The sequence below is a fragment of the Nocardia sp. NPDC050378 genome (genome assembly GCF_040655675.1).
Taxonomy (GTDB): Bacteria; Actinomycetota; Actinomycetes; order Mycobacteriales; family Mycobacteriaceae; genus Nocardia; species Nocardia coubleae.
Window position 1 is genome coordinate 219,470 of sequence record NZ_JBFAKI010000004.1, and the last position, 12,763, is coordinate 232,232.

Below are 12,763 nucleotides of genomic sequence, written 5' to 3' on the forward strand. Positions count from 1 at the left end.
AATCTCGCCGTACTGCCCAACGGCGAGAGGACAATTGATGACCATCTCCACCGAGCGGAGATCGCCGATACAGCGGTTCCGGGTGCCGGTTCTGCTCGTCGGGACGGTCGTGTTGCTGATCGCCGCGCGGGGCGTGGACGCGCTCGTTTCGGGTGTGCCTGTGTTGCGGTTCTTCCTAGGAATCGGCGCGGCGGTCGGGGCGGTCGTCGCCTTCAGGTGGCTTTCCTGCCGTGTCGAGAAGCGGGCGGAGGTCCCGGAATTGGCAGCCGCCGGGCGGTGGAGGGGGCTCGGGCAAGGTGCGCTCATCGGAGCCGGGGCATTCCTCGCGACGATGCTGCTGGCGGTCCTGTACACCGACGCCGACATCACCAGTGGCTCGTTCGGAGCCTGCCTGGGAGTGGCGGGTTCGATGGCTTCGGTGGCGGTCACCGAGGAGCTGCTGTTCCGTGGCGTGGTGCACCGCGTCCTGGAAGAACGGACCGGCAGCGTCGTCGCGATCGCGGTCTCGTCACTGATCTTCGGCCTGACACACTTGGTCAACAGCAATGCCACGCTGTGGGGTGCCCTGGCCATCGCGGTCGAAGGTGGTGCGCTGCTCGCCATCGCCTACACCGCCACGCGGTCGTTGTGGTTGCCGATCGGCCTGCATTTCGCCTGGAATTTCACGGAGTCCGGCGTCTTCGGCACCGCGGTATCCGGCGCCGACGGCGAACCCGGCCTGTTACGCACCGTCCTCTCCGGGCCGGATGTGCTGACCGGTGCGACATTCGGTCCGGAGGCGAGCCTCTTCGCGCTGCTGTGCTGCCTGGTCCCGGCGGTGTGGATGCTCCGCGGCGCGAAGCTCGTCACCCGGCGCTGACAGTAGGAACACATGATCACCGCACCCCGGCCGTCGCCGAGCCGCTTCCGCCGAGCCGTACACGTGACAGTGACCGGCACGCTAGCCTTGCTGCTCGCGGCCGGCACCGCCGCGTGCACCACACCGTCCTCCGCCGACATTCCCCCGTACGCCCTTGCGACCCACAACGATCCGGAATTCGACAAGACCTTCCGGCACGAGTTCGCCGATATCGCCGGGGTGCGGATGCACTACGTGACCGGTGGCAGCGGCACCCTGGTGGTGCTGATACACGGTTGGCCGCAGACCTGGTTCGGCTGGTGGCCGATCATGCCGGAGCTGGCCGAGAAGCACACCGTCTACGCCATCGACCTGCCTGGGCTGGGCAACAGCACCGGTTCACCGAGCGGCTACGACAAAGCCACCCTGGCTCGCTACGTGCACACCCTGATCGCCGATCGGCTCGGGGTGCGTGATGCCCGCGTCATCGGGCACGATTTCGGCGCCGCGGTGGCGTTCCAGTACGCCACCCAGTTCCCCGCCGACACCGCGCGTCTCGGCTACCTCGACCTGCCGCTACCCGGGCCCGCGATCGATGCGGCCACATACCGGTCGATGAGCTGGCATATCGCCTTCCACTCCCAACGGCGGGTCCCCGAGGCAGTCGTCGACGACGTCCGCGAATATCTGGCGCTGTTCTATCCGCAGGTCTCCTTCGGCGGATCAGCTTTTGGTGGCACCTCGGACCGATCCCCGTTCACCGACGCCGAGATCGACGAATACGCGCGGACTTACAGCCGACCCGAACAACTGACGGGTGGCTTCGAGCTCTACCGCGCTCTCGACCAGGACGTCCGCGATGCCGTCGCGGCAGCACCGACACCGGTGCCCACGCTGCTGATGACCGCTCAGGGCCAGCTCGAGCCGGTCCGGGCGACCGCGGCACCACGAATGACCACGATCGTGCGGGCCGTGGACGTGCCGAACGCGGGCCACTGGCTCATCGAGGAGAACCCTCGGTTCGTCACCTCCGAACTGCTGCGCTTCCTCGACGGATGAGCGGGAGAAACAAGAAAGGGACGAGAGTCTCACGGCCCGGCGGAGTCCCCCGCAACAGCGACGACACGGGTGATGTGACCGAGTTTCGAAGGGTTGAACACCCAGTAGAGCCGGTCGATCGTCTCGTCGTCGGACGCACCGACGCTGAGCCAGGCGATGGGGGCTCCGTCGCGGCTGATCACCACAGACGCGCGACCGTTGGCGTCGACCCAGTCGATGGTGACGCCCGTCCAGAAGTGTGAGGCGAAGGCGGCCACGTACTTCGCCACGCGCGTCCGTCCGAATACCGGGATGCGCGAGGCATTGCGCACCGCGCCGCCGCCGTCGGAGTAGCTGGCGACATCGGTGGCGAATAGCGCCTCGAGTTCATCGAATTCGCCGGCGCGCGCGGCATTCAAGAAGGCAGCGAGCAGACGTCGCTGATGCACGGTGTCGACTGATACCTGTCGGTCGGACTCGATGGCCTGGCGTGCCCGGCTCACCAGCTTCCGGGTGGCCGGTTCCTTGATTTCGAGGACTTCGGCGATCCGGCCGTAGGGGTAGTCGAAAGCTTCCCGAAGGACGAACGCCGCACGCTCGGTCGGCGTCATCTTCTCCAGGACGACCAGTACCGCGGTCTCCAACGCCGCGGCACGCTCCGCACCGAGCGAGGGATCAGCACTGGTGTCCACGGGCTCGGGCAACCATGGGCCGATGTAGGTTTCCCGGCGGACCCGGGCCGTCTGCGTGGCATTGATCGCCTGCCGGGTGGTCATGGTGACGAGGAAGGCCTCCACATCACGCACGGAATCGCGGTCGGCATAGGACTGCCATTTCACCCAGACGTCCTGGACGATGTCCTCGGCGTCGGCAACGGTGCCGACCATTCGATACGCGATGCCGAACAGCCTGCCCTTGTGCGCCGAGAAATCGGCGACGGCTTTATCCAGGTCGGTACCCACGGGTCCACTCATCGCGCGGTCGTTCCAGCGCCACCCGCAATCGCGTGATTCATATCCCCCGCCTCGACTCGGCCGGCATCTGCCACGACATTACTCGCGCAGCCAGGACACGGGTGGGGTGACATACAGCAGCCGAGCAGCACCGAAGAGTGGGTGGCAGCCACGGGTTTCGCGGCGCTCCAACGCGGCTTCCAGGGTGGCGCGTGCCGCGAGCACCGAGGACTTCACATCGAAGGCGTGCGCCAGGTCCCGGAACCCGGCGGCGTCGGGGTGCACGCCGATATTCGTCATCCTCTCCTCGACCTCGTCGAGCTCGGCCAGGCCCGCCCGAATCCCGGTCTCGTCACGCACCACGCCGGCGTTCTCGGTCATGGTGTCGCGCACGCGCGTTGCAGGGCCCGTACGTTCTCCTGCCCGTCGACCGCCGGCAGCTCACACGAATTCGGCCGCCCGCGTGGACCGCGAGCCGGAACGAATCACCGGTGTTCTCGTCGCGTCGCGAGGAGGTACGACGCCAGATGCGGGTGTGCCCACCGGCGGCGAGAATCACCGCGTCTGCTCGGAACACATAGCGTTCGCCGCTGTCGAGATCGAAACCGTAGGCGCCGAAAACCACATTGTCACGCACCAGGATTCGGGTGACATAGCAGGTATCGATGATCGCGATGCCGAGCTGCGCGGCCCGGTTCACCAGGGTTCGCTGGATCCCGAGCCCGGTGTAGTCATCGGCGAACGCGGTGCGTCGGTAGGTGTGCGCGCCGAAGAATCGCAGCGAGATCCGTCCGTCGGATTCGCGAGCGAACGGCATGCCCCAGCGCTCGAGATCCTCGATTCCGCACGCGGCGTTCTCGGCCACGATCTGGGCGGTATCAGGCCGCGCCGGCAGGTAGCTTTCGGTGATCGTGTCGGCCGCGTGCTGCTGCCAGCTGTCTTCGACGTCCATGGTCGACAGCGCGGCGTCGATACCGCCTGCGGCGAGGGTGGTGTGCGCGTCCGCCTTCGGCCGCTTTCCCACCACCAGGACGTCGATGCCGCGCTCGGCCAGTTCGATCGCCGCACGGAGGCCGGATCCGCCGGTACCGACGACGAGCACCGACGTCGCGATCTGACGTTCCTCGGGTGTGAGCGTCGCTTCGTTCCCTTCCGAAGGGGACAGTTCGCGCGGGCGGGCCGATCGCCGCCCGCGCAAACAGGTCAGTTGCTGGTGAGCCACTCCGACAGCCGCGTCTGCGCCAGTTGCGCATCGCTACCGGGCAGCAGCTCGCGCTGCGGCACCGCCCCGAAGTACCGGGCCTCGGGATCGGTGACCACCGTGCGCGCGTCCGAGCGCGCGCTCAGCACGGTGCGGATCCATTCGTCGAGGGCGATGACCTCCGGGCCACCGACCTCGATGGTGCCGTTCTTCGGCGCGCCCACCGCGGTACGACCGACAGCCGCAGCCACATCGTCCGCGGCCATCGGCTGCATACTGGAAGCCGGCAGCCGCACCTGGCCGTCGACGGTCGCGGAATCCGCTATCCCACCGGCGAATTCGAAGAACTGCGTGGCGCGCACGATGGAATACGGCAGGCCCGATCCCTCGATCAGCTCCTCCTGCGCTACCTTCGCCCGCAGGTACCCGGAATCCGGCAGCCGTTCCGAACCCACCACCGACAGTGCGACGTAATGCCCGGCACCAGCCGCGGCGGCGGCCTCGAGCAGGTTCGTCGTGGAGGTCCGGAAGAACTCCAGCACGTCGTCGTCGGCGAACGACGGCGAATTGGATACGTCGATCACCACGTCCGCCTCCTGCAGTACTTCCTTGACACCCGCACCGGTGAGCGAGTTCACGCCGGTGTTGGGTGCGGCCGGAACCGCCTGGTGGCCGTGCTCACCGAGTCGTGCGACGAGCTTGGAGCCGATCAGGCCGGTACCGCCGATGACGACGATCTTCATGCTCATTCCTTTCGTTCGGACATTGCCGCGGGGCCGGCGAGACTCCGCTACATCAAGGACAGCGCAGGCGGTGAATTTGTGACAGCGCGCGGGCCGAGGCCCTGCGATCAGGCACAGTCCCGCGGCGCGGTGTATTCGATGGTCGGCCCCGCGGTGGTGCGGCCGTCACTGCTCGCCATCTTCATGAGAGCCGGGATCGGTTCACCGGTGGGCCCGGACTGCGGGGTATCACCGAACTGGAATCGCCTATCTTCCTTCAGTTCCAGGAAGCGATAGAACCGGGCGACCTCGTCTCGGTCGGGATGGAAGATGTCCTTTCGCCGTCCCGCACCGCGCCTTCGCCCAGCTCGACGATCAGCGCCGTCAGCGCCGACTTCAGATCGTGCACCGCGACAACCCGTCCACCACCGCTGTTGAAGTGCATCTCGGAGCACAGTGCGTCCGGAAAAACTGTGACAAGAATGTGCGACTCGCCGTAGCAACATCCGGCCGAGCTCGGGGGAACGACCCGATAGACGCGGGACATAACAAAACAGGTCAGGCCCGGTCTGTGACCGGGCCTGACCTGCTATTTCTGTGGAGCTAAGGGGACTCGAACCCCTGACCCCCACACTGCCAGTGTGGTGCGCTACCAGCTGCGCCATAGCCCCGTGTTCTGTTGTTTCAGCCGCTCTCGCTGCTGCCTGAATGAAGTTACACCATGGTTCTCCGGGAGAACAAATCGGCTGGTAGATGGGGAAAACGGCGTGATTCAGGAGTGGGTTCGGGGCTCAGGGAGGTGGGCGGGCGGCGCGGCGGGGGTCTAGGATGTGCGCAACCTCACGTGGGTCAGGGGGCGAGGGTGGTGACCCAGTTCTCGTCGCGCCAGTCGACGGTGGTTGTTCCGTCGTAGATGGTTGGGGTGGCGGATTTGTTGCCGGTGCGGGTGTCGAGGTCGGCGAGGGCCGATTTCGCGGTGGCCGCGGCGGCGTCGCGCTGGGTGCCGTGGGTGATGCAGGCGGCGACGGATTCGGGGGCGCCGGATTCGGTGGCGAGGGTGGCCAGGGCGGGGTTGCTCAGGTCCTCGGCGCCTTCTTCGGGCTGGCGGTCGACGAACAGGGCCTTGTGGAACTTGCCGTAGGTGGGGCCCGAATCTGTTTGGGCGACACAGAGATTGGCCGCGATGGCGCGGGTGGAGTAGTCCTTGCTCTTGGACTGGTCGTCGAGGAACGCGACGAGGTGGTAGTTCACTGCGAGCTTGCCCTCATCGATCTTCTGGGCTAGTTCCTGGCCGTAGCTGGTCTCCATCACCCCGCACGCGGGGCACAGCGGGTCTTCGAAGATGTCGATGGTCTTCGCGGCGTCGGGGCGGCCGAGCCGGATCACCCCTTCGGGCGTGGTGGTGACCTGCACCGCTGCCTCGCGTACAGCGCCGTAACCGTCGTTGCGGACGGCTGGTGGTTCGGCGCTCCACTTGTAGACGGCGAACACGATCAGCCCGATCACGACGAGGGCCACCGCGCCCAGGGCGTAGGTGGTGTTGCTCGACACGGGACGTGGATTGTGCGAAGAACCGGCTGTGCTCACCCGTCCACTCTGCCTCGAGCCGATATCGGCGCGCCGCCCGGGCACGGCGATATCGCCTCTACCAGCTACTTCTCCGTGTCGACCGGGCGACGGTTCGCGGGAACCATGCCGTCACGCACCACGGGTGACCCGTCGGGGCCGTCGCAGGTGCATTGCGGGTCGAGGCCGTCGCCCGCGTGGTCGGGGTGCTGTGGGTCCTCGGGATGCACGATCCGCGACGGCTCAGGCGTGAACACCCACACCGTCGCCGACACCGCGAGCACCGCCCCGGTCACCGCCATGCCGACCCCGAACGACGTGCGATCGGCCACCTCACCGATGACGATCGGGCCGATGACGGCGCCCAGGTCGGCCGCCATCTGGAACGCCGCGAGGACCGGGCCGCCGCGCGCCCGGCTGCCGAGCACATCGGCGAGCGCCGCCTGCTGCACCGGGCTGAACATGCCGGAACCGATACCCGCCACGAACGAGGCGAGCAGGAACCACGGCAGCGACGGCGCGAAACCGAGCGCGCCGGTGCCGACCGCGCAGATCGCCGAGCCGAGGATCAGGAACGGTTTGCGGCCGAGCCGGTCGGATAACCGCCCCGAGGCGAACAGCACCGCACCGTTGCCCGCCGCGAAGACGGTGAGCGCGACACCGGCCATGCCGGGTTCCTGCCGCAGGGTCTCCACCACCAGCAGCGGGACGAACGCCATCCGCACACCGAACACCGCGACACCGCCGGCGAAACTCGACAGCAGCACCGCGCGATACGCGGGCTCCGACCAGCCCTGCCGGAAGGTCAGTTCCGGGGTGGTCGTCGCGCTGTCGTCCTTCAGGACCGGTGACTCGCGCAAACCGGCGAACACGATCACGCACACGACGAGCAGGGCCAGCGCGTAGATGACGAACGGGGCCCGCAACCCGAGCCCGGCCAGCGCACCACCGACCAGCGGACCGACCAGCGAACCGATCAGGAAACTCGTCGAATACACACCGGACACCCGGCCGCGCGCGGCAGGCGGCGACACCCGGATGATCAACGCCATCGACGACACCGTGAACATCGTCGACCCGATCCCGCCGAGCGAGCGCAACACCAGCAGTTGCCAATACGTCTGCGCCAGCGCGCAGGCACCGGTCGACACCGCGACGATGAGGATGCCCGCCAGATACACCCGTCGCTCGCCGAGCTTCTGCACGAGCCGCCCACTGGCCGGGGCGAACAGCAAGCGCATCAACGCGAAGGCGCTCACGATCGCCGACGCGGCCGCGATACCGACCCCGAACTCGCGGGCGTACTGCGGCAGCACCGGCGCCACCAGCCCGAAGCCGAGCGCGATCACGAACGCCGCCGCGATCAGCACCCAGATTTCGGCGGGTAGCCGAACCTTTGTCGCGGTGCTCACTCGGTCAGCGCCTGATTCACCATCTCCTCGGCGGCGGCCTGCACCTGGGCCAGATGCTCGGAACCGAGGAAGGATTCGGCGTAGATCTTGTACTTGTCCTCGGTGCCCGAAGGACGGGCGGCGAACCAGGCGTTCTCGGTGGTTACCTTGAGCCCGCCGAGGGGGGCTCCGTTGCCGCGCGCGGTGGTGAGGATGCCGGTGATCTCCTCGCCGGCGATCTCGGTGCCGGTGATGGCGTCGGCGCTGAGCCGCGCGAGCTCGGCCTTCTGCTCGCTGGTGGCGACGGCGTCGATGCGCGCGTAAGCGGGGCTACCGTGCTGACGTTCGAGCTCGCCGTAGCGAGCCGAGGGCGTCTGACCGGTGACGGCCGCGATCTCGGCGGCCAGCAGCGCCAGCAGAATGCCGTCTTTGTCGGTGGTCCACACGGTGCCGTCCATCCGCAGGAACGACGCACCCGCGCTCTCCTCACCACCGAAAGCCAAACTGCCACTGAACAATCCGGGCACGAACCACTTGAACCCGACCGGCACCTCGTACACATCGCGGCCGAGTACGCCGACCACCCGGTCCACCATCGAGGACGTGACAACCGTCTTGCCGACCTTGGTGAGCGCGTCCCACCACATCCGGTTGGCGATGAGGTATTCGATCGCGACCGCGAGGAAGTGGTTGGGGTTCATCAGGCCACCGTCGGGGGTGACGATGCCGTGGCGGTCGGCGTCGGCGTCGTTACCGGTGGAGATGTCGTAGTCGTCCTTGATGCCGACCAATCCGGCCATGGCGTGGCGCGAGGACGGATCCATCCTGATCTTGCCGTCGCTGTCGAGGGTCATGAAACGCCAGGTGGGGTCGACGAACGGGTTGACCACCTCGAGTTCGAGATCGAAGCGCTGCCCGATCTCCTCCCAGTAGTCCACGCTCGCCCCGCCCATCGGATCGGCGCCCATGCGGATGCCCGCACCGCGAATCGCGTCCAGGTTCAGCGCGTTCGGCAGGTCGGCGACGTAGTGGTCGAGGTAGTCGTAGCGCTGCACATGGGTCTTCATCGCCTGTTCCAGCGACACCCGCTTCACCTCGGCCAGGCCGCCGCGCAGCAGTTCGTTGGCGCGCGCGGCGATGGCGTCGGTGGCCTTGGTGTCGGCGGGACCGCCGTGTGGCGGGTTGTATTTGAAGCCGCCGTCGCGCGGCGGATTGTGCGAGGGGGTTACCACGATGCCGTCGGCCTGATGCTTGGTTCCGCCCTGATTGTGGCGCAGCACAGCATGACTCAGCGCGGGCGTGGGGGTGTAGCGGCCGCGCGCGTCGATCACGGCGGTGACGTCGTTGCCCGCGAGGACCTCGAGCGCGGTGGTCCACGCGGGTTCGGACAGGGCGTGGGTGTCGCGCGCCAGGTACACGGGACCGGTGATGTCGCGGGTGGCGCGGTACTCGACGATCGCCTGGGTGATGGCCATGATGTGCGCCTCGTTGAACGCGCTGTCCTCGCTCGACCCGCGATGACCCGAGGTGCCGAAGACCACCTGCTGGCTCGGTTCGGCCGGATCGGGCACGCGGCTGTAGTACGCGGTGACCAGGTGAGCGATATCCACCAGGTCGGTCGGGCGGGCGGGCCGTCCGGCGCGATCGTGGGCCATGGTGGGTGTTCCCTTCCGTGTCGGCTGGGCGCGGCTGGTCATGAGGATCATGCGCACAACCAGTTGGTCAGGGACGCGGCGGCGTACACCGAGGCCAGGCTCGCCGCGACACTGATCGCGACGTTGCCCAGGGCATACACGTAGGCGCCCTCGGTTACCAGACGTATGGTCTCGTAACCGAATGTGCTGAACGTGGTCAGCGCACCACAGAAACCGATTCCCGCGAACGCCAGCAGAGTACTGCCCGCGCTCGCGCCGATCAGGCCCCCGAGCAACGCCGAACCGACAATGTTAACCGTCAACGTCCCCCACGGCAGCCCGGCCGGGAACCGCGCCGAGACCGCCCGATCGACGAGGTAACGCGCGGGGGCACCGAGCATTCCACCCGCGAACACGAGTGCCGCGGTCATCGCGCGCCTCCCGCCGTGGGAGCCCACATCGCGACCATCAAATGGCCCCCTTCCGTCGTCGGATTCACGTGCTCTGTCCCACGCTGCCTGCCGCCCAGCGGGTCCCGATCATGGCGAGCGCCATCGCGCCGAGGCCCGCGAGGACCGAGAGACCGAGATAGGCCGCGGCCGTGCCCGGCGAACCGGTGTCGATCAGTGTACGAAGCTCGAGGCCGAAGGTGGAGAAAGTAGTGAACCCGCCGAGCACACCGATCCCGAGGAACGGGCGAACCAGCAGCGGCGCCGACCAGAACTCGGTGACCACGACCATCAGCACCCCGAGGGCGAAGCAGCCGACCACATTGACGGTGAGGGTCGACCACGGAAATTGCCCGGGTCGCACCGGCCACCACTGGCCCACACCGTATCTGGCCGTGGCCCCGAGACCACCGCCCACCGAGATCGCCGCGAGGACGGCCGGGTCGAGCGCCGGGGGCCGCGATGCCATGCACTGCCCTCCCCTGCTAGTCCGACGGTGGTCGTTGCTCATGGTATCGAGTACCCCCGACAAACTAGCGCGCGGTGCACGTCCGGCAAACCCCCAGCAGCCACCCCGCGCGAACGCCGATGGCCCGGACCGAGTCTCGGTCCGGGCCATCGGTTTACGACAGGTGGATCAGTGCGCGAGCACCAACTCGCCCTCGGCAGGGGCGGGCACCTTGTTCGGCATGAGCACACCGATCACGATCGCGCCGAGCACGAAAGTGGCCGCCGCCCACCAGAAGCTGGTGGTGTAGCTCTCGATCGCGCCCTGGGCCATGGTCAGTGGACCGGGCTCGTGCGCGGACACGTAGTCGGTCATCGCCGAGGCCGCGATCGTGCTGAGCAGCGCGGTGCCGATGGAACCACCGACCTGCTGGCTGGTGTTCACCATCGCCGAGGCGACACCGGCGTCGTCGTGCTGCACGCCTGCCGTCGAGCCCTGGAACGCCACCGACATGGCGCCACCGAGGCCGAGGCCGAGCAGGACGAGCGCGGGCAGGATGTGGGTGACGTAGCTGCTGTCGAGACCGATGAAGGTGAGCCACACCATGCCCGCCGCGGCGACCAGGAAGCCGCCGCTGATGACGACCTTCGGCCCGACCTTGGGCAGCAGCAACGAGGGCGCGGTGGTGGAGGAGGCAACCATGCCGAACACCATCGGCATGAACGCCACACCGGTCATGATCGGCGAGTACTGCAGCGACAGCTGCATGTAGAACGTCAGGAACAGGAAGATGGCGAACATGCCGATGCCCATGATGAACACGGTCAGGTAGGAACCGGCACGGGTGCGGTCGGTGACGATGCGCAGCGGAAGCAGCGGGTGCGCGACGCGGGTCTCGATCCAGCCGAACACCGCGAGCAGCACGGCGCCACCGATCAAGAACGCCAGCGTGGTCGGGTCGCTCCAGCCGTGGGATTCGGCGTGCGAGAAGCCGTAGACGATGCCGAACAGCGCCGCGGTGACGGTGATGGTGCCGGGCCAGTCGAGCTTGGGCCGCGAGCTGGCGTTCACGTGCTTGGCCAGCAACAGCACCGCACCCACCAGCGCGACGGCGGCGAAGATCAGGTTCACATACATCGCCCAGCGCCACGACGCCCACTCGGTGAGCGCGCCGCCGAGCAGCAGGCCGATCGCGCCACCGGCACCGGCGACGGCACCGAAGATGCCGAACGCCTTCGCGCGTTCACCGGGTTCGGTGAAGGTGACGGTCAGCAGCGAGAGGGCGGCGGGCGCGAGCAGCGCGCCGAACACACCCTGGCCGACGCGCGCGGCGACCAGCATCTCGAAGCTGTTGGCCGCGCCGCCGATGGCGGAGGCGACCGCGAAGCCGACCAGGCCGACGATGAAAGTGTTCCGGCGGCCGAACAGGTCGCTGAGGCGGCCGCCGAGCAGCAGCAGGCTGCCGAAGGCCAGCGCGTAGCCGGTGATGACCCATTGGCGGTCGGCGTCGCCGAAGCCCAGGTCGGCCTGGGCGGCCGGCAACGCGATGTTCACGATCGTCGCATCGAGCACGACCATCAGCTGCGCGATACCGAGGACCGCGAGCACCCACCAGCGCAATGCGTGTGAGCCTCGCCGGTTACTGGTGTCCGCACCGGACGCGGGACTCGTCCCCTTGTCGAGTGTGGTGGTCATGACTCCCCTTGCAGGTCTAGGTCGGTGTTTTCGGTGGCATAATCGGAGATATAGCCTCCGCTTCAGTAAGAAGCTACCAGAGTAACGGAGAAACCACCTCCACTTAATCCGGCAATGAGTAGGATGCACCTGTGAATCACGCCACGACGACTGCCGCAGCGCCCCGCAGGCTGCGCGCCGATGCCGCCCGCAATCAGCAACGCATCGTGGCCGCAGCCAGGGAACTCTTCGCCGAACACGGCCTGGAAATCACCCTCGACGACGTCGCCGAGCGCGCGGGCGTCGGCGTCGGCACGGTCTACCGGCGCTTCGCCAACAAGCGGGCACTCATCGTCGAGGTCTTCGAGCAGAACATGGTCGACTTCGCCGACGCGGCCGACGCGGCGACCCGCAATCCGGACCCGTGGCTCGCACTCGTCGAGTTCTTCGAATACGCCTGCAAGCACCTGGCGACCAACCGTGGCTTCGGCGAGGTGGTGCTCGAACTCGAAGAGGACCCGGCCCGCTTCGCCGAGATGCGCGAGCGGATCCGCCCGTCGGTGGCGGCCATCGTCGACCGGGCGCGCGGCGCGGGCGCGGTACACCCCGACATCACCACCACCGACTTCTTCGCACTGATCCACATGGTCAACTCGTTCATCGAGTTCGCCGCGCCGGTCAATCCCGACGTGTGGCAGCGCTATATGGCCGTCGCGCTGAACGGCGTGCGCACCGACAACGTGCCGCGCCGGCCGCTGCTCGCCCCGCCGCTCACCGACGCCGAGGTGGAGCAGGCCAAATCGGCCGCCTGCCTGGGGCGTCGCCGCTGATTTCTGCGCACTCAGTAGC

The 12,763-nt window shown here is 67.6% G+C and carries 14 protein-coding genes and 1 tRNA gene; 3 read left to right on the plus strand and 12 right to left on the minus strand.

Features of this window, described 5'->3' with window-relative positions; all coding sequences use genetic code 11:
• Positions 1-37: 37 nt before the first annotated feature.
• A complete protein-coding gene (locus AB0I35_RS11170) occupies positions 38-859 on the plus strand; it encodes a CPBP family intramembrane glutamic endopeptidase (RefSeq protein WP_357395659.1) in 822 nt (273 codons plus the stop codon).
• 12 nt (positions 860-871) lie between these two features.
• Positions 872-1,897 carry an alpha/beta hydrolase gene (locus tag AB0I35_RS11175; protein ID WP_357395660.1) on the plus strand — a complete coding sequence of 342 codons (1,026 nt, stop codon included), beginning with the start codon at positions 872-874 and terminating at the stop codon, positions 1,895-1,897.
• Between the two features lie 29 nt (positions 1,898-1,926).
• On the opposite strand, the gene AB0I35_RS11180 is transcribed toward AB0I35_RS11175, so the two are convergent.
• From AB0I35_RS11180 to AB0I35_RS11235, 12 genes are all read right to left on the minus strand, one after another.
• A complete protein-coding gene (locus AB0I35_RS11180; RefSeq protein ID WP_357395661.1) occupies positions 1,927-2,850 on the minus strand; it encodes an RNA polymerase sigma-70 factor in 924 nt (307 codons plus the stop codon).
• Between the two features lie 78 nt (positions 2,851-2,928).
• The gene (locus AB0I35_RS11185) at positions 2,929-3,210 is read right to left on the minus strand and encodes a hypothetical protein (RefSeq protein WP_357395662.1); all 282 of its coding nucleotides are present in this window, start codon (positions 3,208-3,210) and stop codon (positions 2,929-2,931) included.
• Positions 3,182-3,931, minus strand: a complete 750-nt coding sequence (locus tag AB0I35_RS11190) for an FAD-binding protein (RefSeq protein ID WP_357395663.1) — start codon at positions 3,929-3,931, stop codon at positions 3,182-3,184. Before AB0I35_RS11190 ends, AB0I35_RS11185 begins: the two co-directional genes overlap by 29 nt.
• A 101-nt stretch (positions 3,932-4,032) precedes the next feature.
• Positions 4,033-4,773, minus strand: coding sequence for an SDR family oxidoreductase (locus AB0I35_RS11195; RefSeq protein WP_357395664.1), 741 nt, complete (start codon positions 4,771-4,773; stop codon positions 4,033-4,035).
• A 256-nt stretch (positions 4,774-5,029) separates the two neighbouring features.
• Entirely contained in the window at positions 5,030-5,197 is a 168-nt protein-coding gene (locus AB0I35_RS11200) for a hypothetical protein (protein WP_357395665.1), read from the minus strand.
• Positions 5,198-5,350: 153 nt separating this feature from the next.
• Positions 5,351-5,423: transfer RNA gene (locus AB0I35_RS11205), tRNA-Ala, on the minus strand.
• 178 nt (positions 5,424-5,601) lie between these two features.
• Positions 5,602-6,303: a thioredoxin domain-containing protein gene (locus AB0I35_RS11210; protein WP_357395666.1), complete on the minus strand. Its 702-nt coding sequence runs from the start codon at positions 6,301-6,303 to the stop codon at positions 5,602-5,604.
• A 101-nt stretch (positions 6,304-6,404) separates the two neighbouring features.
• The gene (locus AB0I35_RS11215; RefSeq protein ID WP_357395667.1) at positions 6,405-7,730 is read right to left on the minus strand and encodes an MFS transporter; all 1,326 of its coding nucleotides are present in this window, start codon (positions 7,728-7,730) and stop codon (positions 6,405-6,407) included.
• The gene (pgm, locus tag AB0I35_RS11220; protein WP_357395668.1) at positions 7,727-9,364 is read right to left on the minus strand and encodes a phosphoglucomutase (alpha-D-glucose-1,6-bisphosphate-dependent); all 1,638 of its coding nucleotides are present in this window, start codon (positions 9,362-9,364) and stop codon (positions 7,727-7,729) included. Before pgm ends, AB0I35_RS11215 begins: the two co-directional genes overlap by 4 nt.
• A gap of 47 nt (positions 9,365-9,411) precedes the next feature.
• On the minus strand, positions 9,412-9,774 hold the full coding sequence (locus AB0I35_RS11225; protein ID WP_067491792.1) for a CrcB family protein: 363 nt from the start codon (positions 9,772-9,774) through the stop codon (positions 9,412-9,414).
• A 64-nt stretch (positions 9,775-9,838) separates the two neighbouring features.
• Positions 9,839-10,261: a CrcB family protein gene (locus AB0I35_RS11230; protein ID WP_357395669.1), complete on the minus strand. Its 423-nt coding sequence runs from the start codon at positions 10,259-10,261 to the stop codon at positions 9,839-9,841.
• Between the two features lie 168 nt (positions 10,262-10,429).
• The gene (locus AB0I35_RS11235; RefSeq protein ID WP_357395670.1) at positions 10,430-11,935 is read right to left on the minus strand and encodes an MFS transporter; all 1,506 of its coding nucleotides are present in this window, start codon (positions 11,933-11,935) and stop codon (positions 10,430-10,432) included.
• A gap of 131 nt (positions 11,936-12,066) precedes the next feature.
• Here AB0I35_RS11235 and AB0I35_RS11240 point away from each other — a divergent pair, with 131 nt between their 5' ends.
• Positions 12,067-12,744, plus strand: a complete 678-nt coding sequence (locus AB0I35_RS11240) for a helix-turn-helix domain-containing protein (RefSeq protein WP_357395671.1) — start codon at positions 12,067-12,069, stop codon at positions 12,742-12,744.
• The last annotated feature ends 19 nt before the right edge of the window (positions 12,745-12,763 follow it).